This is a genomic window from Patulibacter sp. (assembly GCF_030655195.1).
Classification (GTDB): Bacteria; Actinomycetota; Thermoleophilia; order Solirubrobacterales; family Solirubrobacteraceae; genus Patulibacter.
The window spans coordinates 1-22,535 of record NZ_JAURWA010000090.1; the positions used below are offsets into that span (position 1 = coordinate 1).

Below are 22,535 nucleotides of genomic sequence, written 5' to 3' on the forward strand. Positions count from 1 at the left end.
CGCACCGGGTGCGGCGGGCCGCGCCGGGCGGGACTCGCCGGGCGCCTGGGGGCGCACCGGACGGGCCGGGGCCGGGGCGGCCGCTGCAGCGGGCGTGGGCTTCGCCGCAGGGGCGTCGCTCCCGCCGGCAGCGGCCGGGGAGGTCGTGGTCTCGGGCTTCGCCGGGGTTCCGGCGGCCTCGTCTGTCGCCGCGGAGCTCTTCAGCTCGGCGCCCTTGGCCTGGATCAGACGCACAGCGACGCTCTCGTCGACCGAGGACGACGCCGTTGCGATGTCGTGCCCGTCCGCCTGGAGGGCATCGAGCACCGTCTTGCTCGGGAGGCCATGGGCCTTGGCGATCTCGTGAACGCGCTTCTTCGCCATCAAATAAAAGAGTGTAGGAAGTTCGGGTCGTTGCTGATGGGCCGTCGGAACGCGCGCTGGAACGCGCGACGCCTGACGGCCTCCTCGGCGCACGCGTGGTCACACACGTACGCCCCTCGTCCTGGGAGCCGGCGCGCGTCGTCGCGGACCACGTGGTCCGCTTCGACGGCGAGGCGGAGGAGCTCCGCCTGGGGCCTGCGTCGGTTGCATCCGACGCAGCGCCTCTCGGGCTGACGTCCGTCTACGTCGACGGGACGTCCTCCGTGTCCTGGGTGCCGTCGGTGGCGACGGCACCCTCCGGGTCGCCGTCCAGGACGGCGGCCTCGGTGTCCTGGGCGATCTCCTCGCCGACGTCGGTGGGATCGACGTCGTCGACCGCACCGTCCTCGACGGGGAGCGCCTGATCGACCTCGCCGACGACCTGGTCCTCGACGTCGAGCAGCTCGCCCGCGTCGTCCACCTGCTCCACCGGACCCTCGGCGGCGACGCGCTCGGCGTACGCCTCCTCGGCCCGGGTGACGATGTCCTGGACGTCCTCCTGCGACTTGTCCGGGTCGGAGAGCGCGTCGAGCTCGTCCTCCGGCAGGTTCTCCAGGAGGGCGACCTCGACGGCACCGAAGCGCACCAGCGCCTGGTGCATCGGGAGACCGCAGAAGGTGGAGCCCGGCAGCGAGGCGTTCGGGCACCGGCGGCCGCTCGTGAGGACGGCGGAGCAGCGGCCGTCACCGATGACCTCCTCCTCGCCCTCCTCCACGTCGCCGGTCGGCGCCGCGGCCTGGGCGAGCGCGTCGCTGGCCTTCTTGATGTCGATCCGCCAGCCGGTCAGGCGCGCGGCGAGCCGCACGTTCTGGCCCTCGCGACCGATGGCCTTCGTCAGGTCCTCGTCGGGAACGATGACCGTCGCCTGACGGAGCTCGTCGTCGATGAAGACCTCGCGCACCTGCGCGGGCGACAGGGCCTTGGCGATGAAGCGCCCGGGCTCGTCGTTGAAGGGGATGATGTCGATCTTCTCGCCCTTGAGCTCCGACACGACCATGCGGACGCGGGAGCCGCGGGGGCCGACGCAGGCGCCGACGGGGTCGACGCCGGAGGCGTGCGAGACGACGGCGATCTTGGAGCGGTAGCCCGGCTCGCGGGCGACGCCGGTGATCTCGACCAGGCCGTCGGCGATCTCGGGGACCTCGAGCTCGAAGAGCGCGCGGATGACCTCGGGGTCGCGGCGCGAGACGATGATCGACGGGCCCTTCGCGGACTGCGAGACCTCCTTGATCACCGCCTTGAGGCGCTGGTTGTGGTCGTAGCGCTCGCCGAAGACCTGCTCCGAGCGGGGCAGCAGGGCCTCGACGCGGTCGCGAAGCTGCAGCAGCGTGTACCGGTTGTCCGACTGCTGGACGATGCCGGTGACCATCTCGCCGACGCGGTCCGCGAACTCGTCGTACATCATGTCGCGCTCGGCCTCGCGGATCCGCTGCAGGATGACCTGCTTGGCGGTCTGCGCGGCGATGCGACCGAAGTCGTCCGGCGTGACGTCCTGCTCGGGGATCTCGTCCGTGTGCTCGGCGAGCTTCTCGGCCGGGATCTCGATCTCGGTCGGCTCGACCCACTCGCCGGTCTCGGGGTCCTCGTAGCTCTGCTCGTCGATGGTCTCGACGATCAGGCCGGCCTCGAGCATCTCGGGCACGAGCAGCTCGATGACCCGGTACTCGCCGTTCTCCGTGTCGAGCTCGACGCGGGCGTACTTGGCCGCGTCGGGCTGCTTCTTGTACGCGGAGAGGAGCGCATCCTCGAGCGCGGCGATGAGCCGCTCCTCGGGGATGTTCTTCTCGCGCGCCAGGGCGCGCATGGCGTCTACGATCTCGCGGGACATCTCGCTCCTACTCCTCGACGAGGTTGCTGCGATGGATCTCGGCGTAGGGGATCGTCACGACGCCCCCGTCGGCCGCCAGGGTGACTGCGTGCTCGTCGTTGCCGACGAGCTCCCCGGTGAAGGACTTGCGGGGCTCGTCCGAGTCGCCGCCCGCCACCGCGATGGGCTGCCGCGTGCGGATCCGCACCTTGCGGCCCGTGAAGCGGCGGTAGTGCTCCGGCTTGACCAGCGGCCGGTCCGAACCCGGCGAGGAGACCTCGACGGCGTACCGCTCGCGCAGATCGTCCATGTGACGGGTGACCCGGACGCAGAGGTCCAGGTTGACGCCGTCGGGATGGTCGATCAAGACGCGCAGGGTGTTCCCGCCCACGACCTCGGCCAGCAGCACCTCGACCTCGGGCTCGACGGCCCGGAGTCGCTCTTCGACGGTGTCCTGGATGGAGGGGTTCATGGTGCGTTCGGCCATAAAAAAAGCGGGCTCCGTGCCCACTTCCAAGGTTGCTGCGGAGCGGTGCCCGGGGACACCACGGAGTGATCGTACCATCGCCGCATGCAGGAAGCCTTCGGACACCGGGCCGCCCCGGCCGCCCCGCCCGCCACCGCCGACACGCCCGTGGACGCGGTCGACTCCCCCGCCCCCGCGGCCCCCGGCTCGCCGGAGGCCGCGGTCGCGCTGCTCGACGCGTTCCTCGCCGACCTCGACGCCGTCGTCCACCGGCCGGCCCCGCTGGAGCGCGGGTTCGCGCTGGGCACCGGGGCCTGGCCGCTGCACGTCGGGGCCCGGGCGGTCGGCGGCCTGCTGGAGCTCCAGGCCGAGGTCGCCCCGCCCGGGGCGGTCGACGCCGCCTGGCTGCTGCACCGCAACCGCCGGGACGTGCGGGTCGTGCGCTACGCGAGCTCCGCCGAGGGCGCGACCTGGGTCCACGGGGACCTCGTGCTCTCGGCCGTCTCCCCCGCCACGCTGGATGACGTCCTGGCCCGGATGCTCGGCGCGGCGGAGGAGGCCGCGGCGGTGGCGGTCTGGCCCGACTGGGGCTGAGCGCGCCGGTCGCGGGGCGACGCCGGGCCGCGCACCGGTGCGGTGCGACGGGTTCGTGCGGCACCGCCGTTCTCGGTGACCGTGGCGCACGTTCCCCGCGTGCCGGCGACGACGACGTGCGGAACGCGCCGGGTGGCACGACGTGCCGCACGAAGAGTGGGCGGCTGCTCGCGACGTCGCCGGAGGACGGAGCGGACCGACACGTCCCTCGCGCCGGCCGTTCGACGTCAGGCGCGAGGAGGCGGGCCGCCCAGCTCCTCCGGGACGTCGTCCCCGCGGGTCGAGCCGGCCTCACCCGTGGAATCGGGCGCGCGCGTCGAGCCGGATCCGCCCCCGGAACCGGGGTCGCGCGCCGGGCCGTCCGTGCCCGTCGATCCGGGCCCGTCGTCGTCCGCATCCGGTGCGTCGGCGCCGTCCCGCGCACCGACCGTCCCGCCCGTTCCGGCGTCGGCCGCCGGGGCGCCCCACGGTCCCGCGCCGCTGCGCCGGCTGCCCGGGGGCGGCTCCTCCGCACCGGCGTCGGCGGACGGGGCCGGTCGGTCGTCCGGCGCGCCGTCGGCACCGGCGAGGGCCGCGATCGTGCGGTCGCGGTAGACCGCGTAGTCCGCACGCTGGGGCTGCAGCAGCGCCGCCATCGTCAGCGGCGGCCGCGCCTCGGCGTGCAGACCCTGCAGCTGCAGCGCCCGACCCAGGCAGAACTGCGCGTAGTGGTTGACGGGCTCCAGCTCGACCAGCACGCCGAACTCCTCGGCGGCCTCGCGGTAGCGCTGCGACCCGAACAGCGCGCGGCCCAGGGCCTCACGCACCATGCCGGTCGTCGGCTCGAGGTCGCGGGCGCGCTGGAGGGGCAGCGCGGCGGCGTGGTGGTCGCGGCGCTCGAGGAGGTCGATCCCGGAGCGGTAGAGCTCGTACGCGGTGGGCTCCGACATGCCCCGAGTCTGCCAAACCCTGCGAGGCCATCCGGCACGTCCCGACGCACCGCGCGTCCCGCTCTCCCGCCCGACCGGCCGCCCGCCCGACCGGCCGCCCGCCTGTCCACCGCCCGCTCGCCCGCCCGACCGTCCACCGCCCGCTCGCCCGGCCGCTCGTCCCCGCCCGCCCGCGCGCCCGTCGCCCGTCGCCCGTCGCCTGGCGGCGTGGGCCTCAGCGGCCTCGGGCGACGAGGACGTCGTCGAGGATCGCGTCGGCGATCCGCTCCTTCGCGGCCCGCGCCACGGCCCGGTCCCCGGCGGCGGTCACGATCGTCACGGCGTTGTCGGTGGCGTCGAAGGCGATGCCGGGCTGCGAGACGTCGTTGACGACCACGGCGTCGAGGCCCTTGCGCGTCAGCTTCTCGCGGGCGTGGACGATCGCCTGGTCCCCGTGCTCCGCGGCGAAGCCGACGAGCGTCTGGCCGGGACGCCTGCGGGCGGAGAGCTCGACGAGCACGTCGACGGTCGCCTCCAGCTCGATCGTCATGCCGGTGCGTCCCTGCTTCTTGATCTTGCCCGCCGCCGGGTCGACCGGCCGGAAGTCCGCGACGGCCGCGGCCATGACGAGGACGTCGGCGGAGCCGAACGCGTCCGCGCAGGCCGCGCGCAGCTCCTCGGCCGTCGACACCGGCACGACGGTGGAGCCCGCGGGGTCGGGTAGGCCGACGTTGGCGGCGACGACGGTGACGCGGGCCCCGCGGGCGACGGCGCGGGCGGCCACCGCGTAGCCCATGCGACCGGAGGACCGGTTGCCGACGAACCGCACGGCGTCGATCGGCTCGCGCGTGCCGCCGGCGGACACGAGCACGTGCAGCCCGGCGAGGTCCTGCGGGATCCCCGGGGCCAGCGACCCCTCCGCCGTCGGGACGCCGCCCGGTCCCAGCTCGAGCGGGCCCGTCGGCACGGCCGCCGCCGAGGGCGCTCCCGCGAGCACCGCCTCCACCGCGGCGAGCAGGTCCTCGGGCTCGGCCACGCGACCGTCGCCGTGCTCGCCCTTCGAGGCGAGCGCCCCCGATCCGGGGTCGACGAGGATCGCCCCGTCCTCGCGGAGGCGCGCGACGTTGCGCAGGGTGGCGGGGTGGTGCCACATGCGGTGGTTCATCGCCGGGGCGACGAGCACCGGGCAGTCCGCCGCGAGGTAGGCCGACGCCACGAGCGAGTCGGCCCGTCCCGTGGCGAGGCCGGCGATCGCGTTGGCCGTCGCCGGCGCGATGACGTACGCGTCGGCGTTCTCCACCAGCGCGAGGTGGCTGATCGCGGCGTGGGTCGGCTGCGGATCGCCGGGGAACGCACCGCGCATCGGGTCGGGCTCGAACTCGTCCGTGAGGACCGGCGCGCCGGTGATCGCCCGGAAGGTCTCGGCGGCGACGAAGCGCTGCGACGTCTCCGTCTGCACGACGCGGACCTGGTGGCCGGCCTTCGTGGCCAGCCGGACGAAGAGGATCGACTTGTAGGCGGCGATGCCGCCGGTGACGCCGAGGAGCAGGCGAGCCATGCGGCGAGTGTGACGGACCGCCCCACCGGGCGGGCGCCCGGCGGCGCCCGTGCACCGCGCCGCGCCGGATGGCCTCCGGGCCGGGGCGGTGGCCGGCCGACGACGGCCCGGAACGACGAACGCCGCCCGGATCGGACGGCGTCTGCGACGTGCTCGGGTACCGCCCGTGGGCGGCGGGACCTACCGGTAGCGGTAGGTGATCTTGCCGGCGGCGACTTCCTCGAGGGCGATCGTCAGGTAGTTCTTCGACGCCGTCTCGACCATCGGGGGCGGGAACTCGTCGAACGCGCCCTCACCGAGGTTGTGGTAGTACGCGTTGATCTGCCGGGCCCGCTTCGCCGCCACGAGGACCGACGCGTAGTTCGAGTCCACGTTGTTGAGCAGCTGGTCCATGCGCGGAGAGATCACACAGGGAGTGTAGCGGGGTCGTGCGGTCCGCCCGTGTACGCCCGCTCGCCGTGGCCCGGTGGACGGGCCTCGTACGCCGCGCCACCGCGGGCCGGACGGCCCGGCCGACGCGGGTCGCGCCGGGCACCGATCCGGGACTCAGGCGCCGTTGGTCGCCGGCAGCTGGGCCTTGACGATCGACTCGAGCTCGGCGACCGAGGCCTCGAGGTCGTCGTTGACGATCCGGTGGTCGAACTCGTGCTGGCTCTCGAGCTCGGTCTTCGAGACCTCGAGGCGGCGGGCGATGGTGTCCGCGCCGTCGGTGCCCCGGCCCTCGAGCCGCTGCTGGAGGACCTCGAAGGACGGCGGGACGACGAAGACCTGGACGGCCTCGGGCATCGTCTCGCGGATCTGTGCGGCGCCCTGGACCTCGATCTCGAGCACGACGGGCGCGCCCTCGCCGAGATGGCGGTCGAGCTCCTCGCGCAGCGTGCCGTACCGACGACCCGCGTACTCGGCGTGCTCGACGAAGTCGCCGTCGGTGATCCGACGGGCGAACTCGTCGTCGTCGAGGAACCAGTAGTCGCGGCCGTGCTCCTCCCCCTCGCGCATCGGGCGCGTGGTGGCGGAGACGCTCAGGCGCAGCTCGGGGTGGTTCTGCCGGAGCCGGCGGATGAGCGTGCCCTTCCCGACCCCCGAGGGGCCGGTGATGACGAAGACGCGTGCCACGCGGGACCCCCGCTCAGCCGCGCGGGCTGCGGAGCGTCTGCACGAGCTCGGCGCGCTGGCGGGGCGTCAGGCCGCCGATCGTCTTGGACGCGGAGATCCGGCACTGCTGCAGGATCTTGCCCGCGCGGACGCGGCCGTACTTCGGGACCGCCAGGAGCATGTCGACGACCTTCGCCGTCTCGAGCCACTCGGGTGGATCCATCAGCAGGCGGTCGATGGACTGCCGACCCGACTTGAGGTCCCGCTTGAGGGCTGCGCGCTGGGACCGCACCTCGTTCGCGCGCTGGAGCGCGTCCATCCGCTGGTTGAGCGACCGCTCGGGCGTGGCAGAGGACTTGGACGGGGCGTTTGCTGCGGTCGACATCGCGGGGCGAGTCTACCCGGCCGCCGAGCGGCGCGAGGGCCGCGGACGACAAGTCACCTCGACCTCGAGTCGAGGTGAAGGTGTGGCCCAGGACGTCGAGTGTTGCGCCGGATGCGGCTAGCAGACTCCTGTGGAGAACGGCAGTTCCAGGTGGTCAGCCGAGCCAGTCCGCGAGGACGTCGGCGAACACCCCGGGGTCCTCGCCGGCGTCCCAGAACGCGGTCGCGAGCCCGGTGGCCACGGCCCCCACGGCCAGCAGGTCGCGGACGTCCTGCCCGCTGCGCACGCCCCCGCATCCGACCACGTCGACCCCCTCGGGGAGCAGCGCGCGGAGCTGCGAGACCTGGCCGAGGACCACCGGCTTCATCGCCGCGCCGGACACTCCGCCGTACCCGACGTCGACCGCTGCCCGTCCGTCCGCCCGCAGCGCGAGACCGTTGGGAAACGTGTTGCAGCTGACCACGAAGCGCGCACCCGCGTCGGCGGCGGCCGCCGCGACCTCTGCGAGCTGCACCGGGTCCGACAGCGGCGAGAGCTTCACGCCGACGGGCACGCCGACGCCCGAGGCCGCCGCCAGGGACCGCGAGACGAGCTCGGGGTCGAACGACATGATGCGTTTCTGCTCGCCGCCGTCCCAGACGTTCGGGCAGCCGAGGTTGAGCTCGACGAGGTCGCAGCCGCCGTCCGCGGCGAGGTGGGCGAGCTCGCCGTTCTCCTCGGGCGAGAAGCCGGCGACGGACACGATCAGCGGCTTCCCGGCCGCGCGGGTGGCCGCGGCCATCTCGGGCAGGACGTCGCGGTAGAAGTCCGCCCCGCGGTTGGGCATGCCCAGGGCGTTGACGGCGTAGCCCTGCCGCGAGGCGTAGACCTCCCCCGCGTTCCCGTCGCGGGCGGCCTTCGTGATCGAGCCGAGCGTCACCGCGGCGACGGGCGAGCGCGCCAGGCGCCGGACGTCGTCGAGCGACTTGGCGGTCCCCGCGGCGTTCAGCAGCGGATGCTCGAGGGCGACCCCGGCGACGCTGGTGGCCGTCGGGATCGCCCCGCTCATCGGACGAGCTCCTGCAGCGCGACGACGCTCGCGTCGCGCTCCCGGGCCGAGGCGATCGCCAGGGCGGCGGCGTGGCCGGCCGACACGGTGGTCAGGCACGGGACGCCGGCGGTGATCGCCGCTCGACGGATCTCGTAGCCGTCGGTGCGCGCACCGGAGCCGGTGGGGGTGTTGATGACCACCGCGACCTCCCCGGCGGCGATCCGCGAGACCGCGGTGCCGCTGTCGGAGAGCGGCCCGCCCGCGCCGGCGTCCTGCAGCTTGGCGACGACGTCGCACGGGATGCCGGCGTCGACGAGCGCGTCGCGGGTGCCCGCGGTGGCCAAAAGCGAGAAGCCGAGCTCGTGGAAGCGCGTGGCGACCTCGAGCGCGGCGGGCTTGTCGGCGTCGGTCACCGAGACGAAGACGGTGCCGCCGTCGGGAAGCGGCGACCCGGCGGCCGCGGAGGCCTTCGCGAACGCCGACGGGAAGTCGTGGGCGACGCCCATGACCTCGCCCGTCGAGCGCATCTCCGGGCCGAGCAGGCCGTCGGAGCCGACGAAGCGGTCGAACGGCAGGACGGCCTCCTTGACGGCGACGTGGCCCAGCGACCCCTGTCCCCCGGCCTCGGCGGGCAGGCCCAGCTGTCCGATCGTCTCGCCGAGCATGATCCGGACGGCCATCTTCGCCAGCGGCACGCCGATGGCCTTGGAGACGAACGGCACCGTCCGCGAGGCGCGCGGGTTGGCCTCGATGACGTAGACCTCGCCCCCGTACACCGCGAACTGGATGTTGATGAGGCCCGAGACGCCGAGCTCCAGGGCGATGCCGCGCGTCTGGCGGCGGATCTCCTCGATCAGGTCGTCCGACAGCGAGAACGGCGGCAGGGCGCAGGCGGAGTCGCCGGAGTGGATGCCGGCCTCCTCGACGTGCTGCATGATGCCGCCGACCCAGACCGACTCGCGGTCGCACAGCGCGTCGACGTCGACCTCGATCGCGTTCTCGAGGAAGCGGTCGAGGAAGATCGGCTTGCCGGCGGTGATGTCGGCCTCGCGCTCGAGGTACGCCGTCAGGCCCTCGGGCCCGTAGACGATCTCCATCGCGCGGCCGCCGAGCACGTAGCTCGGGCGGACGAGCAGCGGGAAGCCGACCTCCTCCGCGGCGGCCAGCGCCCCGTCGAGGCCCTGCGCGGTGGCGTACGGCGGTGCCTTGAAGCCGAGCTTCGAGAGGACGTCGCCGAAGGCGGTGCGCTCCTCGGCGCGGTCGATCGCCTCGACGCTCGTGCCGAGGATCGTGATGCCGGCGTCCTGCAGGCCCTGCGCGAGGCGCAGCGGCGTCTGGCCGCCGAACTGGACGATGACGCCCTCGGGCTGCTCGACCTTCAGCACCCCGAGCACGTCGTCGAGCGTCAGCGGCTCGAAGTACAGGCGGGTCGACGTGTCGTAGTCGGTCGAGACCGTCTCGGGGTTGCAGTTGATCATCACCGCGTCCCGGCCGGACTCCTTGACCGTGACGGCGGCGTGCACGCAGCAGTAGTCGAACTCGATGCCCTGGCCGATGCGGTTGGGGCCCGAGCCGAGGATCACCACGGACGGGTTGTCGCCGCGGACGACCTCGTGGCGCGGGTTGCCGTCCTGGTCGGGGCGCTCCCAGCCGGAGTAGAAGTACGGCGTCTGGGCGGCGAACTCCGCGGCGCAGGTGTCGACGGACTTGAACGTGCGGACGAGCCCGGAGCCGTCCTGCGCCGGGCCGCCGGCGCCGTCGGACGGCGTGGGGTCCTCGCCCAGGGCGATCCGGCGGAACTCGCTGAGGTACCACGGGTCGATGCCCGTGGACTCGTGCAGCTGCTCGTCGGTGGCGCCGCGACGGATCGCCTCGAGCAGCACGTCGTAGCGCTCCGTGCGCGGACGGCGGATCCGCTCGACGAGCTCCTCGGCGGTCGCGTCGTCGGCGATCGGCGGGGTGCGGTCGAGCTCCCGGGAGCGCAGCGCCTTGACGAACGCCTGACCGAAGGTGCGGCCGATCGACATCGCCTCGCCGACGGACTTCATGTGCGTCGAGAGGGTCTCGTCGACGCCGGGGAACTTCTCGAACGCGAAGCGCGGCCACTTGACGACGACGTAGTCGATCGTGGGCTCGAAGGCCGCGGGCGTGGCCTTCGTGATGTCGTTGGTGATCTCGTCCAGGCGGTAGCCGACGGCCAGGCGCGCGGCGATCTTGGCGATCGGGAACCCGGTGGCCTTCGACGCCAGGGCGGAGGAGCGGGAGACGCGGGGGTTCATCTCGATGATGAGGATCTCCTCCGTCTCCGGGTTGACCGCGAACTGCACGTTCGAGCCGCCGGTCTCGACGCCGACCGCGCGGATCACCGCGATCGCCTGGTCGCGGAGCTGCTGGTAGAGCCGGTCGGTCAGCGTCTGCTGCGGGGCGACCGTCACCGAGTCGCCCGTGTGGACGCCCATCGGGTCGATGTTCTCGATGGAGCAGACGATGACGACGTTGTCGCCGTGGTCGCGCATGACCTCGAGCTCGTACTCGCCCCAGCCGATGACGGACTGGTCCACGAGGACCTGCCCGATCGGCGAGGCGTCGATGCCGCCGCGGATGATCTGGCGGAACTCCTCCTCGGTGCGGGCGATGCCGCCGCCGCGGCCGCCGAGGGTGAACGCCGGGCGCACGATCGCGGGCAGCCCGGTGATCGTCAGCGCCTTGTCGATCTGGCGGTCGATCTCCTCCGTGGCGATCTTCGCGCCGTCGGCGGAGTCGCCCTCCTTGCCGCGCACGATGAGCGAGGCGGGCATCTTCAGCCCGGCCTTGGCCATCGCCTGCGCGAACAGGTCGCGGTCCTCGGCGCAGTTGATCGCGTCGTAGTTCGCGCCGATCAGCTCGACGCCGAACCTCTCGAGCGTCCCGTCCTCGTGCAGCGCCTTGGCGAGGTTCAGCGCGGTCTGGCCGCCGAGGGTCGGGAGCAGCGCGTCGGGGCGCTCCTTCTCGATGATCTGGGCGACGGGACCGGGCAGCAGCGGCTCGACGTACGTCTTCTCGGCGTACTCCGGGTCGGTCATGATCGTCGCCGGGTTCGAGTTGACCAGGACGATCTCGAAGCCCTCCTCGCGGAGGACCTTGCAGGCCTGGGCGCCGGAGTAGTCGAACTCGGCGGCCTGCCCGATGACGATCGGGCCGGAGCCCAGGATCATGATGCGGCGGATGTCGGTGCGGCGCGGCATCAGGCGGCGCTCCCGTCGGTCGTGGTGTCGGTGGCGGTCGGGCCGTCGGTGCTCCCGGTGGCGGAGGTCCCGGCGGACTCCCCGGCGATCGCGGCCTCGGCGGGCGTCGTGCCGTCGGCGGCGACGCCGGCCTTCGCGGCCGCGGCGTCACCGGTCTGGCGGTTGACGTCGGCCAGCGAGCCACCTTCGCGGATCCGGTCGAGGAAGCGGTCGAAGAGGTAGCCCGCGTCGTTGGGCCCCGGCGCGGCCTCGGGGTGGTACTGGACCGTCGCGGCGTTGGCCTCGGCGAGCACCAGACCCTCGACGGTGCGGTCGTAGAGGTTCAGGTGCGAGAGCTCGGCCTGGCCGAAGTCGGTGTCCCAGCGGACGGGCTCGTCGCCCTCGATGCGGCCGGTGCCGTCGGGCGTCTGGACCGCGAAGCCGTGGTTCTGGCTCGTGATCTCGACGCGACCGGTGGTCAGGTCCTTGACGGGGTGGTTCGCGCCGCGGTGGCCGAACTCCATCTTGAACGTTTCCAGGCCGACGGCCCGGCAGAGCAGCTGGTGGCCCATGCAGATGCCGAAGACCGGCTTCTTCCCCAGGACGCCGCGGATGGTCTCGACGACGTGGTCGACCGCGCCGGGGTCGCCGGGGCCGTTGGCGAGGAAGACCGCGTCGACGTCGCCCTCGAGGACCGCGTCGGGGCCGTCGGACAGCGGGTGCAGGCGGACGCGGGCGCCGCGCGCGACGAGCTCCTCGACGATCGACCACTTGATGCCGGTGTCGATCGCCGCGATCAGCGGGCCGTTGGCGTTGCCGTCCGGCACGTCGCCGGTGGAGCCGGCGTCGCCGGTCCCCCGCAGCTGGCCCGGCCGCGAGACCGTGTGCGCCTGCGCGGGCGTCACCGTCGACGCCAGGTCCTGGCCGGCCATCGACGGCTCGGCTGCCACGGTGGCCGCGGCCTCGTCCTGCGGGACCTCTCCGGCAAAGACGCCGCCGCGCATCGCGCCCTTGTCGCGGATGTGCCGCACGAGCGCCCGGGTGTCGACGCCCGAGATCGCGGGGATCCCGTTCTCGGCCAGCCACGAGAGCCAGCCCTGCTCGGCGCGCGGGGCGTCGTCGCGGTCGACGGCCTCGCGCATGATCACCGCGCGGGAGTGGATCCGGTCGGACTCCATCGCCGCGGCGTTGACGCCGTAGTTGCCGATGTGCGGGTAGGTGAAGACGATCAGCTGCCCGGCGAACGACGGGTCGGTGACGGACTCCTGGTAACCGGACATGCCGGTCGTGAAGACGACCTCGCCGGTGGAGCGCAGGTCGGTCGAGGCGCCCGCGCCGGGCAGTGGCGCGCCGCAGGAGTCGCCGTCGAAGCGGGTCCCGTCCTCGAGCAGCAGGTAGGCGGAGGGGGCCGGTGCGGTCATCGGATCAGCTCCAGGATCGTCTTGAAGGAGTCGGCGCGGGCGTCGCCCAGCAGCTCGAGCAGGATGCTCTCGGTCGTCCCGACCATCGCGCCGGCGCGGGCCACGCGGGTCAGGCCGGCCTCGCGGTCCTCGGCGGTCCGCGACCCGGCGGCGTCGCCGGCCACGTGGACCGCCAGGCCCTGGCGGAGCAGGTCCAGGCAGGTGCCCTGGACGCAGACGTGCGCCTCGATGCCGACGACCACGACCTGGTCGCGCCCCTTGAGGTGGAACCCCTGGGCGCGGGTGGCCGAGAACGCGGACTTCGGGAGGCGCTCGGTGCCGTCGGGCAGCACGTCCTGCAGCTCGGACACGGTGGCCCCGAGCTTGTCGGGCAGCTGCTCGGTCACCACGACCGGCATCCCCAGCGCGATCGCGCCGCGGACCATGCGGACGCTGCGGGCGATGACGCGGTCGTACCCGTCGATCGACTTGCGGAACGCCTCCTGGACGTCGACGACGACCAGGGCGGTGCGGTCGGGGTTCAGCCCGGCGAGGGCGGCGGCGTCGGTCATGCGGTGGGTCGGTGCTCCGGGGGAAGGGGTGCGTCGGTCGGGCTACGCGGCGTGGACCGCGAAGCTGCGCTCGCGGTAGGCGACGGCGCCGTCGGCGACGGTCATCAGCACGCGGCCGTGGAACGTCCGGCCGTCGAAGCAGCAGTTGCCCGACTTGCTCTCGTAGCCGTCGGCGCCGACGGTCCACTCGCGCTCGAGGTCGACGAGACAGAGGTTGGCGCGCTCACCGACGGCGACGGTCGGGGTCGGGAGGTCCATCAGCGCGGCGCCGCCGATCAGCCGGTCGACGACGGTCGAGAGCGGGAGGATCCCGGGCCGGACGAGCTCGGAGTAGACCGCGGCGAACGCGCTCTCCAGGCCGGTGGTGCCCATCGGCGCCTGCTCGAAGGGCATCTCCTTCTCGTCGCGGGCGTGCGGGGCGTGGTCGGTGGCGATCGTCTCGATCGTGCCGTCGCGGACGCCCTCGATCAGCGCCTGGCGGTCCTCCTCGAAGCCCAGCGGCGGGTTCATCTTCATCGAGGTGTCCAGGTCGCGGACCGCCTCGTGCGTCAGGCAGAGGTGGTGCGGCGAGGCCTCGCCGGAGACCTTGAACCCCTGGGCCTTCGCGGCGCGCAGCGCGTCGACCGAGGCGACGCAGGAGAGGTGTTGGAAGTGCAGGCGCCCGTCCTCGTAGCCGGCGAGCGCGGCGTCGCGGGCGACCATCGTGGACTCCGAGAGCCACGGCACGCCGGCGATCCCCAGGCGCGCGGAGACGGAGCCCTCGCGCATCGCCCCGCCGGCGGAGAGCGACGGATCCTCCTCGTGCAGGGCGATGACGCCGCCGCAGAGGCGCTGGTACTGGATCGCCTTGCGCAGGACGCCCGCGTCGGTGACGGGGCGGCCGTCGTCGGTGAACCCGACCGCGCCGGCCTGACGCAGCTCGTTCATCTCGGTGAGGTGCGTGCCCTCGAGCCCCAGCGTGATCGCCGCCGTGAAGCCGACGGGGATGCGGGCCAGGCGCGAGGCGAGGTCGCGGAGGGAGCCCAGCAGCGAGCTGGAGTCGACGACCGGCGAGGTGTTCGGCATCGCGACGACCGCGACGTAGCCGCCGGCCGCGGCGGAGCGCGTGCCGGTCTCGAGGTCCTCCTTGTACTCCTGGCCCGGCGTGCGCAGGTGCACGTGCGGGTCGACGAAGCCCGGGAACAGGTGCAGGCCCTCGCCGGGGACCTCCTCGACGCCCGCGGGCGCGGTGACCCCACCGGGCTCGCCGATCTCGGCGATCACACCGGCGCGCACCAGGACGTCGTGCGGGGCGTCGACGCCGGCGCGGGGATCGAGGACGTGGACGCGCCGCAGCAGGACGTCGGCGTCGTCGATGCCGGGGCCACCCGCACGGACGAGGGGGTTCAGGCTCATGCGGGGTGCAGCTCCGGGTTGTTGAAGGGATCGCGCCCACCGCCGTGCGGTCGGCGGCGGCGACGCTCGGGGCCGTCCGGCGGACCGTCGGGCGGGGCGGTCGGACCGCCGCCGGAGGCGAGGACCTCGTAGAGGACGGCCATCCGCACGAGGACGCCGGCGCGGACCTGGTCGAGGATCAGCGACTGCGGGCCGTCGACGACGTCCCCGGCCAGCTCGACGCCGCGGTTGACCGGGCCCGGGTGCATCAGGAGCTGGCGGGCCCCGAGGCGCCGGGAGCTGATCTGGTACTCGGCGGCGTACTCGCGGATCGACGGGACGTAGGCCTGCTTCATCCGCTCGTTCTGCATCCGCAGCGCGTAGACGACGTCGGCCTGCGGCAGGTCCTCGAGCGTGTAGCGGACCTCGCAGCCGAGCACCGCGATCTCCGCCGGCACGAGGGTCGGCGGGCCGGCGACGGTGACCTTCGCGCCCATCGTCTGCAGGCCCAGGACGAGCGACCGCGCCACCCGCGAGTGGCGCACGTCGCCGACGACCCAGACGTTCAGCCCGTCGAGCGAGCCCAGGCGGGAGCGCAGCGTGTAGATGTCGAGCAGCGCCTGGGTGGGGTGCTCGTGCTGGCCGTCGCCGGCGTTGACGATCGCCGCGTCGGTCCACTGCGTGATGAGCTTCGACGCGCCCGCCCACGGGGTGCGGACGACGATCGCGTGCGGCCGGTGGGCCGCCAGGGTCTGGACGGTGTCGCGCAGCGACTCGCCCTTCTCCACCGACGAGCCGGACGCGGCGAAGTTGACGACGTCGGCCGACAGGCGCTTGGCGGCGAGCTCGAAGCTCGAGCGCGTCCGCGTCGAGGACTCGTAGAAGAGGTTCAGGACCGTCCGGCCGCGCAGGGCGGGGACCTTCTTGATCGGCCGATCGGCGACTTCGGCGAAGCTCGCAGCGCGGTCGCAGAGCCGCTCGATGCCGGCGCGGTCGAGGTCCTCGATCGACAGCAGGTGCTTCATGCGGCGCGGTCCTCTCCGGCGATGGGGGCACGGCGGGCGCGGGCGGCGGCGAGGCTCATGCGGCGCGGTCCTCCGGCGGGTCGGTCGGCGACGGCGGATCGACGTGGCGCCGCTCGATCGCGACCTCGTCCCGGCCGTCGATCTCGGCGACCCGCACGTTGACGCGCTCGGCGACCGACGTCGGCAGGTTCTTGCCGACGTAGTCCGCGCGGATCGGCAGCTCGCGGTGGCCGCGGTCGACGAGGACGGCGAGCTGGACCCGGCCCGGGCGGCCGTAGTCGAAGATCGCCTCGATCGCCGCGCGGATCGTGCGGCCCGTGAAGAGCACGTCGTCGACGAGCACCACGGACCGGCCCTCGAGCGGGATGCCGTCGAGGTGCGTGGCGTGGATGACGGGGCCCGTCTCGTCCCGGACCGGCGCGTCGGGCACCTCGCCGAGATCGTCGCGGTAGAAGGCGATGTCGAGGTCGCCGAGCGGTACGTCCGTGCCGAGCAGGGCGCTCAGGCGCTCCTGCAGCCGGCCCGCGAGGAGGGCGCCGCGGGTGTGGATGCCGACCAGGACGATCGAGTCGGGGTCCGGGTGACCCTCCACGATCTCGTGGGCGATGCGCGCGAGGGTGCGCGCCATGTCGGCGCCGTCAAGGACGGTGGTCTCGAGAGTCATGCGATGGGATCGTCCCGGCCTCTCTGGACCGGCTTAACGAGCAGGCGGGAGGCTAGCAGCGTCCTCGGCGGCGTCCTCGGCGCGTCTCGGCCGCCCCGCCCCCGGCCGGAAGATCGGGTCGCCGCGCTCGGGGAACGGGACATCGATCACGTCGAAGTCCCGCGGCAGCTCGGTGTGCTCAAAGGTGCGGCGCGCCTCGGCCAGCGCCTCGGTCGGCCGGTGACGCGCCGAGAGGTGCACGAGCGCGAGCAGCCCGACCTCGGCCTCGGCGGCCAGAGCCGCGGCCTCGCTCGTCGTGCTGTGCCCGGTCTTGCGCGCGCGCTCGGCCTGCTCGTCCATGAAGGTCGCCTCGTGGACGAGCAGGTCGCACCGCCAGGCCGCCGCACGCAGCGCGTCGCACGGCCGCGTGTCGCCCGACACCACGATCCGGCGACCGAAGCGCTTCTCCGAGGTCACCTGCTCGGGCCGGACGCCGCGGACGGTCTCACCCTTCTGCAGGAGGCCGAACTCGCGCGGGTCCTCCAGGCCGACGCCCAGGGCACGTGCGGCCTCGGGGTCGAACCGGCCGGGCCGGTCGTCCTCGGCGAGCACCCAGCCCAGCGCCGTGGTCCGGTGCTGGACCCCGATCGCCTCCGCCCGCCAGCCGTCGCGCTCGACGATGTCGCCCGGCTCGACGTCCTGCACGTCGAGGGGATAGCGGACCCGGCCGGTCAGGTCCTGCACCGCCGCGAGCGCCGCCGTCGTCCCGACCGGGCCGACGATGGTGAGCGGCACCGTGCGGTCCTGCAGGTCGAGCGTCTTCAGCAGCCCGGGCAGCCCGAGCCAGTGGTCCGTGTGCAGGTGGGTCAGCAGGACCAGGTCGATCTCGGCCAGGCCGAAGGACCGCATGAGCTGGCGCTGCGTCCCCTCCCCGCAGTCGACGAGCACGTGCTCTCCCCCGCGCCGGACCAGCAGCGCGGGCAGCCCGCGCCCGGGCGTCGGCGCGGACCCGCCGGTGCCGGCGAAGAGGACCTCGAGGTTCACGGGGGCGAGGGTAGTCGGTGGGGTGCCGGGTGGGCCGGGTGGGCCGGGGTCGGCCGCGTAGCGAGGTCGGCGGGGTTGGCCGCGTGGCGAGGTCGGCGGCGTCGGCCGCGTGGCGAGGTCGGCGGGGTCGGCCGCGCCACGCGGCCGGCGCGGGTCGGAGGGTCCGCACGTCGGGCCCGGGCGGACGTCGGGTCGGGCGGTGGGTCGGGGCCGGGCGGACGGCAGGCCGGCGGCACGTTCGGGGCCGAGCGGACGGCAGGCCGGGCCGACCGGCGGGCTCGGATCGGCCGGCGGCGCGGTGCGCAACGTCGAGAAGGTGCGGCACGCCGTCGGCGACGGGACGTGCCGCACTCGGTCGTCGCCCTGCCGCGGGGAACGTGCGGACCGTCGCGGCGCGCGCGATGTTCCGCACGTTCCCGGGGTTCGAACCTCGGCCCGGACCCCGCGGGCCGACCCGTGTCACGTTCCCGCGTTCCGTCAGGCCCGACATCCCCACCGCGAGCCGGTCCGACCGGGTCCGGCGACCCTCCGGCAGTCCCGCTACACTCCGCAACGGATCGCCAGCGGTCCACCCGGCGCCCGTAGCTCAGTGGATAGAGTGTCTGCCTCCGGAGCAGAAAGTCGCAAGTTCGAATCTTGCCGGGCGCGCTCCTCGAGACCCCAGTCGTTGACTGGGGTTTCGTCGTTTCCGGGGCAGCTTCATCGGGGGGGCGTCTCGGCGCCGGCCCACTCGCGGGACCCGACCAGGGTGCCTCGGGCGGCCCGGCTGCGCGACCACGACGCCTCACGGGTCAGGAACTCGGTGCGGGCACCAGGCGCATCGACAGCGTGCGGCGTGGGTTCATGCGTCTGCGTTCCCGTCCCAGGAGTCCTCGTGTCACCCACCAGCCGGCCTCGGTTCATCGTTCGTCGACCAGGCGCTGCGGCCCTCCCGCTGTGGGTGGCGGGCGTGGTCTGCGCGAGTGCGTTCGTTCCTGCAGGTGCGTCGGCCGCAGGTCCAGGACCGCTCGGTCCTTCGGGGCCGACGCAGTGGGCGGGGTGGAGCACGGTCGGTCCCGCGACCGACCGGTCGAGCGTCGCGGCCGGTGCCGACGGCACGACGTTCTCGATCGGCTCGGGTTTCGAGGCCGTGCGGGGCTCGTCGCGTCGCACCGGTGTGCTGCCCGGCGTCGGCGGGCCGGTGCGGTCGACGGTCCTCCCGGACGGCCGGATCCTGCTGACCGGCGGCTCGCGCGTCGCGACGTCGGGAGATCTCGGGAACCACTGGCGTCTCGTCGATCTGCCCGGTGACGCACCGGCCGGCACGATCGGCGCGGCGTTCCAGGACGCGCAGCACGGCATCGTCGTCGCCTCGTCGACGCCGTTCTTCCCCTCCACGACGTCGCTGCCGCCCGGGCCGCGATCCGGTCCAGCGGTCTGGAACACCAGCGATGGCGGTCGTTCGTGGCACGTCCTCGTCGCAGCCGAACCCGGCGCCCCGACGTCCCGCGATGCCGCGCGCCCCCGGACCTCCCCGGACCCTCCCCCGGAGCCGCGACCACGCCTGACCGTCACGGCGCTGGCCGCCGCTCCCGATGGCGCCTACCTCCGCGCGCTCAGCATCCAGCGAGCTGCGGTCGACGACGAGCCGCCCGCCACTGCCCTGGAGCGCTCGACCGACGGGGGCCGCACCTGGACCCGGCTGATGACCCGCCCGCAGAGCGAGGGGTTCCTCGCCGCCCAGCCGATCCACACGCTCGGCGTCCTGGCCGACGGTCGCATCGTCGTCCCTCTCGGTGGAACCCGTGAGCTCACGATGAGCCGCACGGCGGTGGCGGTGGTCGATCCGACCACCGGTCAGGTCGTCGACCGCGAAGCCCCGGGCGACAATCCCACCGTGCTCTGCGATCCCGCCGGGGCGTGCCTGGTCAACGCCGGCGGCGACTACGACGGCGAGCAGGTCCCCGGCCAGGCGTACCCGTTCGACGGCACGACGTTCGGCCCCCCACGCCCGCCGCTGCCCCTCTCGGCCTCCAGCCCTCGTCCGGGAACGATCGTCGGTATCCGCGGCGCGTTCGGAGCCGCCTTCGAGGAGAGCAGCGACTCGGTCTCGGTCGTCCGTTCCGACGACGGCGGAGCGAGCTACACCCCGAGGCCGGCGCGAGCGACCGGCACCTTCGACGACCACCGCGTCACGATCCGTGCGCAGGACGAGGGCTGGTATGTGTCTCGCGACGGCGTCCGGTGGACCGCGTTCGCGCCGGCACCGACCACGGCCGTCCCGATCGCCGCCGCATCGGCGCCGGGCGGCGTCGTCGCGCTGTTCGACGACAAGACCGTCCGGCGGCTCCGTGCCGGTCGTTGGGGTCGGCCGGTCAGCGTGAGATCGGTCGACCCCGAGGACGTCGCCGTCACCGGGAACACGATCGTCGTCGCCGGCAGGGACGGCGTCGCGCGCATCGTCGGAGGACGCGTGGTGCCGGAGGTCCGCGCATCCCGCGGACGCATCCGGGGAGTCGACGGGACCGTGAAGGACCTGGGCATCCAGGTCACCGACCTCGAGGTCTCGGGCAGGACGATCGTCGCGTGGTCCCAGTCCCAGCACATCGATGACGTGTCGCAGGCGAACATCGTGCGCTCCGACGACGGAGGACGTACGTGGCGGATGATGCGGTCCATCCCGGGCATCACCGACCTGCAGATGCTCTCGCCCCGCACGTTCTACGCCTCGCTCGGCAAGCGGTTCTACGTCTCCCACGACGCCGGTCGCACGTTCACGTTGCGCGGCGCCACCGACGACCTCTCGTTCCTCGATCCATCGTGGGGCGTGAACGCGCGGTACTTCGTGCGCTTCAAGGACCGCGACCACGGCATCGTCAGCTCCGACTACACCGGCACGTTCCTCACCCAGGACGGCGGCCGCACGTTCCAGGCGGTGCCGTCGCCCACCGGTCCGTTCGCGGCGTTCGCGCGCCTCACCCCTCGCGGCGTCCTGGTCGACGGTCCCATGGGCACCCTCATCACCGATCCCGACCCGTTCGAGGCGCTGCGCCGCACCCACGTCGACCTCCGCGTCGCCCGGACGCTTCGAGCCACGTCGCGCGAGGTCACCGTCCGCATCACGGGTCGCACCCGCGGCATCCCGGCAGGCGCGGCCCTCACCCTCTTCTCCGCCCCACGACCCGGCGCACCGCCCACGAGAGCGACCGGCAACAACGATGGTCCGATCGTCCGTCGCGACGGCGGGTTCTCCGCCACCCTCGTCGTCCGTCGCGGCTTCAGCGTCCGCGCCCGCTACGGCGGAGCGTTCGGCACCGGCACCCGCCGGGCATCGGCCCTCAGCAGCTGGGCCACGATGCCCGGAGGCCGATGACGCGAGATAGCCGCCTCGTCCGTCGGACGAACGTCGGCCGCGGAGGCGACGGGATACGCTCGAGACGTGCGTGCGCTCCGCCGACCGTCGATGCAGACGATGGTCGCCTACGTCTCGCTGATCGCCGTACTCTGGTTCGGCTTCGACGCGGACACGCGCGGGAACTGCACCGACTGCAACCCGTGCAGCTCGCTGTTCGAGAACGACTTCTTCGTGGCCACCGCCCCGATAGCGCTCGCGCTCGTCGTGATCGCCGCCTGGGACGCCTTGCGCCCCGGACCACGGCCCAACCGTCTGAGCGCCGTCGTCTTCGCTCTGGGGATCGTCATGTTCGGCCTTCTGTCCTTCGGAATCGTCGGCGACACCCTGGACGACCTCCGAGGCGCTCAGGACGTCCTGATCATCAAGTAGCCCGAGCGACGCCGTCCGCCGAATCGCGGGACGCTTCCGACGCCGACGCCGGCAGCCGCGCCCCTCAGAGGTCTCTGCGGAGCACGGTCGTGATCGGTCCGGTGGGAAGCGGATGGACGTCTGCACGCCCGGGCTGGTCGGCGGTCGTCCAGGTCAGCGTGGTCGCGTCGAGCGTGAGGGTCGGGGCGATGCCGCGGAAGGCGTAGTCCGTGCCCTTGCCCGGAGGCCCGTGTCCCACCACGCGCCGGCCCGTCGCGTCGCGGAGCACGATGCCGCGCCCGGAGGTCCCGCTCGTCGACGTCGACGCGATCGCGCCGGGAACCAGCACCACACCCGCGGGCGTGGGCGTCTGCGGTACCGGGCCCTGCACGTCCGCCGGCACCGGCACGCCAGGGACGTCGACGAAGCCCGGGGCGCTGGCCTGGCTGCGGTCGCGGGTGTCGATGATGTCCGTGGTCCCGACGGTCCGCTCGGCGACGATCCACGGGCCGTCTCGGATGATGCGCCGCAACGTGGTGTCGGTGTAGCCGTACTTGTCACCGAAGAAGCTCTCCGAGATCACGGACTCCGGATCTCCGGTGGACGGGTCGCAGACCAGGACCCATCCTCCCCTCGCGATGTCGCCGTCGGAGTCCGACTCCGTGCGACGGTCGGTGTCGACGACCGCCAGGATCTGCCGATCGCCGAAGGCCGCCCAGGTCCCGACGACCGGCTTCGGGCAGGACCCGCGCGTTGGCCGGCCGACGACGATGGGCGTGTCGCTCGCGTTGGTGAGGACGTGGCGGGCGTCGACGGGCCGGATGCTGATCAGATACGCCGCCTGCCCGAACTCGTCGCTCGCAAGCCGCGTGCTCCGGGGACGCCCCGCTCGCTCCCAGACGTAGACCCTCGAGAAGGTGCCCTTCGACGATGCATCGCCGGTCCCCCACGCCACCAGTCCGTCCGGCACCACGATGAGACGTCCGTCGACGGCCTCGTCCCTGGGACTCTTCGGCGTCACCGCTCGCTCGACGTCGTGCAGACGACCGCGCGAGACCTGGCCGCGGTAGACGCGGCCCCGTTCGCCGGGACGCCAGACCCTCCATGCGACGAACGAGCCGTTCACGGACACCGCGCCCACGATCGACCGTCGCCCGATCGGAGGGAGACGGACGATTCGCCTGCCCGCTCCGCAGAGCTGCGGCTGGCCGATCCCCCGGGCGGTGCGGACCGTCCGCACCCCGAGGTGAGCCTGTCGCGCCATGCTTCCCTGGCGGAGCCTGGGGT

The 22,535-nt window shown here is 73.5% G+C and carries 20 protein-coding genes, 1 tRNA gene and 1 pseudogene; 4 read left to right on the plus strand and 18 right to left on the minus strand.

The window, feature by feature from the left end:
• The 4 genes and pseudogenes from Q7T67_RS09105 to rimP all read right to left on the minus strand — a co-directional run.
• Positions 1 to 363, minus strand: a 363-nt coding sequence (locus Q7T67_RS09105; protein ID WP_304788271.1) for a translation initiation factor IF-2 N-terminal domain-containing protein, incomplete at its 3' end; no start/stop codon positions are given.
• Positions 363 to 575 (minus strand): annotated as a pseudogene (locus Q7T67_RS21205) (YlxR family protein); the annotation flags it as partial. The pseudogene Q7T67_RS21205 and the gene Q7T67_RS09105, both read right to left, overlap by 1 nt.
• A 29-nt stretch (positions 576 to 604) precedes the next feature.
• Positions 605 to 2,230 carry a transcription termination factor NusA gene (gene nusA / locus Q7T67_RS09110; protein WP_304788273.1) on the minus strand — a complete coding sequence of 542 codons (1,626 nt, stop codon included), beginning with the start codon at positions 2,228 to 2,230 and terminating at the stop codon, positions 605 to 607.
• A 7-nt stretch (positions 2,231 to 2,237) separates the two neighbouring features.
• A complete protein-coding gene (gene rimP / locus Q7T67_RS09115; RefSeq protein ID WP_304788275.1) occupies positions 2,238 to 2,681 on the minus strand; it encodes a ribosome maturation factor RimP in 444 nt (147 codons plus the stop codon).
• Positions 2,682 to 2,780: 99 nt separating this feature from the next.
• Between rimP and Q7T67_RS09120 the strand changes: the two genes are divergently transcribed.
• Positions 2,781 to 3,269, plus strand: a complete 489-nt coding sequence (locus Q7T67_RS09120; protein ID WP_304788277.1) for a hypothetical protein — start codon at positions 2,781 to 2,783, stop codon at positions 3,267 to 3,269.
• Between the two features lie 227 nt (positions 3,270 to 3,496).
• Here the strand turns inward: Q7T67_RS09120 and Q7T67_RS09125 are convergent, their stop codons facing one another.
• From Q7T67_RS09125 to Q7T67_RS09185, 13 genes are all read right to left on the minus strand, one after another.
• Positions 3,497 to 4,198 carry a tetratricopeptide repeat protein gene (locus Q7T67_RS09125; protein ID WP_304788279.1) on the minus strand — a complete coding sequence of 234 codons (702 nt, stop codon included), beginning with the start codon at positions 4,196 to 4,198 and terminating at the stop codon, positions 3,497 to 3,499.
• A 214-nt stretch (positions 4,199 to 4,412) separates the two neighbouring features.
• Entirely contained in the window at positions 4,413 to 5,735 is a 1,323-nt protein-coding gene (locus Q7T67_RS09130) for a phosphopantothenate--cysteine ligase family flavoprotein (RefSeq protein WP_304788281.1), read from the minus strand.
• A 180-nt stretch (positions 5,736 to 5,915) separates the two neighbouring features.
• Positions 5,916 to 6,128, minus strand: coding sequence for a DNA-directed RNA polymerase subunit omega (gene rpoZ / locus Q7T67_RS09135; RefSeq protein WP_007578078.1), 213 nt, complete (start codon positions 6,126 to 6,128; stop codon positions 5,916 to 5,918).
• 153 nt (positions 6,129 to 6,281) lie between these two features.
• The gene (gmk, locus tag Q7T67_RS09140; RefSeq protein WP_304788283.1) at positions 6,282 to 6,851 is read right to left on the minus strand and encodes a guanylate kinase; all 570 of its coding nucleotides are present in this window, start codon (positions 6,849 to 6,851) and stop codon (positions 6,282 to 6,284) included.
• 13 nt (positions 6,852 to 6,864) lie between these two features.
• Positions 6,865 to 7,215 (minus strand): integration host factor, actinobacterial type, encoded by a 351-nt coding sequence (mihF, locus tag Q7T67_RS09145; RefSeq protein ID WP_304788285.1) that lies wholly within the window; start codon positions 7,213 to 7,215, stop codon positions 6,865 to 6,867.
• Between the two features lie 154 nt (positions 7,216 to 7,369).
• The gene (locus tag Q7T67_RS09150; protein WP_304788287.1) at positions 7,370 to 8,263 is read right to left on the minus strand and encodes a tRNA-dihydrouridine synthase; all 894 of its coding nucleotides are present in this window, start codon (positions 8,261 to 8,263) and stop codon (positions 7,370 to 7,372) included.
• The gene (carB, locus tag Q7T67_RS09155) at positions 8,260 to 11,469 is read right to left on the minus strand and encodes a carbamoyl-phosphate synthase large subunit (RefSeq protein WP_304788289.1); all 3,210 of its coding nucleotides are present in this window, start codon (positions 11,467 to 11,469) and stop codon (positions 8,260 to 8,262) included. Before carB ends, Q7T67_RS09150 begins: the two co-directional genes overlap by 4 nt.
• On the minus strand, positions 11,469 to 12,869 hold the full coding sequence (gene carA, locus Q7T67_RS09160) for a glutamine-hydrolyzing carbamoyl-phosphate synthase small subunit (RefSeq protein WP_304788291.1): 1,401 nt from the start codon (positions 12,867 to 12,869) through the stop codon (positions 11,469 to 11,471). The genes carB and carA overlap by 1 nt, the downstream gene beginning before the upstream one ends.
• Complete coding sequence (locus Q7T67_RS09165; protein ID WP_304788293.1) at positions 12,866 to 13,420, minus strand: isochorismatase family protein; 555 nt, start codon at positions 13,418 to 13,420, stop codon at positions 12,866 to 12,868. Before Q7T67_RS09165 ends, carA begins: the two co-directional genes overlap by 4 nt.
• A 42-nt stretch (positions 13,421 to 13,462) precedes the next feature.
• The gene (locus Q7T67_RS09170; RefSeq protein WP_304788295.1) at positions 13,463 to 14,815 is read right to left on the minus strand and encodes a dihydroorotase; all 1,353 of its coding nucleotides are present in this window, start codon (positions 14,813 to 14,815) and stop codon (positions 13,463 to 13,465) included.
• Complete coding sequence (locus Q7T67_RS09175) at positions 14,812 to 15,819, minus strand: aspartate carbamoyltransferase catalytic subunit (RefSeq protein WP_304788297.1); 1,008 nt, start codon at positions 15,817 to 15,819, stop codon at positions 14,812 to 14,814. The genes Q7T67_RS09170 and Q7T67_RS09175 overlap by 4 nt, the downstream gene beginning before the upstream one ends.
• A gap of 55 nt (positions 15,820 to 15,874) precedes the next feature.
• On the minus strand, positions 15,875 to 16,483 hold the full coding sequence (gene pyrR / locus Q7T67_RS09180; protein ID WP_304788299.1) for a bifunctional pyr operon transcriptional regulator/uracil phosphoribosyltransferase PyrR: 609 nt from the start codon (positions 16,481 to 16,483) through the stop codon (positions 15,875 to 15,877).
• A gap of 33 nt (positions 16,484 to 16,516) precedes the next feature.
• Positions 16,517 to 17,506 carry a ribonuclease Z gene (locus Q7T67_RS09185; protein WP_304788301.1) on the minus strand — a complete coding sequence of 330 codons (990 nt, stop codon included), beginning with the start codon at positions 17,504 to 17,506 and terminating at the stop codon, positions 16,517 to 16,519.
• Between the two features lie 575 nt (positions 17,507 to 18,081).
• Between Q7T67_RS09185 and Q7T67_RS09190 the strand changes: the two genes are divergently transcribed.
• From Q7T67_RS09190 to Q7T67_RS09200, 3 genes are all read left to right on the plus strand, one after another.
• Positions 18,082 to 18,154 (plus strand) — tRNA-Arg (locus Q7T67_RS09190).
• A gap of 508 nt (positions 18,155 to 18,662) precedes the next feature.
• Positions 18,663 to 20,858, plus strand: a complete 2,196-nt coding sequence (locus Q7T67_RS09195) for a sialidase family protein (RefSeq protein WP_304788303.1) — start codon at positions 18,663 to 18,665, stop codon at positions 20,856 to 20,858.
• Between the two features lie 66 nt (positions 20,859 to 20,924).
• Complete coding sequence (locus Q7T67_RS09200) at positions 20,925 to 21,269, plus strand: hypothetical protein (RefSeq protein ID WP_304788305.1); 345 nt, start codon at positions 20,925 to 20,927, stop codon at positions 21,267 to 21,269.
• Between the two features lie 64 nt (positions 21,270 to 21,333).
• On the opposite strand, the gene Q7T67_RS09205 is transcribed toward Q7T67_RS09200, so the two are convergent.
• A complete protein-coding gene (locus tag Q7T67_RS09205) occupies positions 21,334 to 22,380 on the minus strand; it encodes a hypothetical protein (protein ID WP_304788307.1) in 1,047 nt (348 codons plus the stop codon).
• Between the last annotated feature and the right edge of the window lie 155 nt (positions 22,381 to 22,535).

What these genes read in the sequence shown, in the direction of transcription:
- mihF (WP_304788285.1), bottom strand. Translation starts at nt 7,215, where the DNA reads ATGTCGACCGCAGCAAACGCCCCGTCCAAGTCCTCTGCCACGCCCGAG.
- rpoZ (WP_007578078.1), bottom strand. Translation starts at nt 6,128, where the DNA reads ATGGACCAGCTGCTCAACAACGTGGACTCGAACTACGCGTCGGTCCTC.
- rimP (WP_304788275.1), bottom strand. Translation starts at nt 2,681, where the DNA reads ATGAACCCCTCCATCCAGGACACCGTCGAAGAGCGACTCCGGGCCGTC.
- Q7T67_RS09150 (WP_304788287.1), bottom strand. Translation starts at nt 8,263, where the DNA reads ATGAGCGGGGCGATCCCGACGGCCACCAGCGTCGCCGGGGTCGCCCTC.
- Q7T67_RS09165 (WP_304788293.1), bottom strand. Translation starts at nt 13,420, where the DNA reads ATGACCGACGCCGCCGCCCTCGCCGGGCTGAACCCCGACCGCACCGCC.
- Q7T67_RS09125 (WP_304788279.1), bottom strand. Translation starts at nt 4,198, where the DNA reads ATGTCGGAGCCCACCGCGTACGAGCTCTACCGCTCCGGGATCGACCTC.
- pyrR (WP_304788299.1), bottom strand. Translation starts at nt 16,483, where the DNA reads ATGACTCTCGAGACCACCGTCCTTGACGGCGCCGACATGGCGCGCACC.
- carB (WP_304788289.1), bottom strand. Translation starts at nt 11,469, where the DNA reads ATGCCGCGCCGCACCGACATCCGCCGCATCATGATCCTGGGCTCCGGC.
- Q7T67_RS09130 (WP_304788281.1), bottom strand. Translation starts at nt 5,735, where the DNA reads ATGGCTCGCCTGCTCCTCGGCGTCACCGGCGGCATCGCCGCCTACAAG.
- Q7T67_RS09175 (WP_304788297.1), bottom strand. Translation starts at nt 15,819, where the DNA reads ATGAAGCACCTGCTGTCGATCGAGGACCTCGACCGCGCCGGCATCGAG.
- Q7T67_RS09120 (WP_304788277.1), top strand. Translation starts at nt 2,781, where the DNA reads ATGCAGGAAGCCTTCGGACACCGGGCCGCCCCGGCCGCCCCGCCCGCC.
- carA (WP_304788291.1), bottom strand. Translation starts at nt 12,869, where the DNA reads ATGACCGCACCGGCCCCCTCCGCCTACCTGCTGCTCGAGGACGGGACC.
- nusA (WP_304788273.1), bottom strand. Translation starts at nt 2,230, where the DNA reads ATGTCCCGCGAGATCGTAGACGCCATGCGCGCCCTGGCGCGCGAGAAG.
- Q7T67_RS09170 (WP_304788295.1), bottom strand. Translation starts at nt 14,815, where the DNA reads ATGAGCCTGAACCCCCTCGTCCGTGCGGGTGGCCCCGGCATCGACGAC.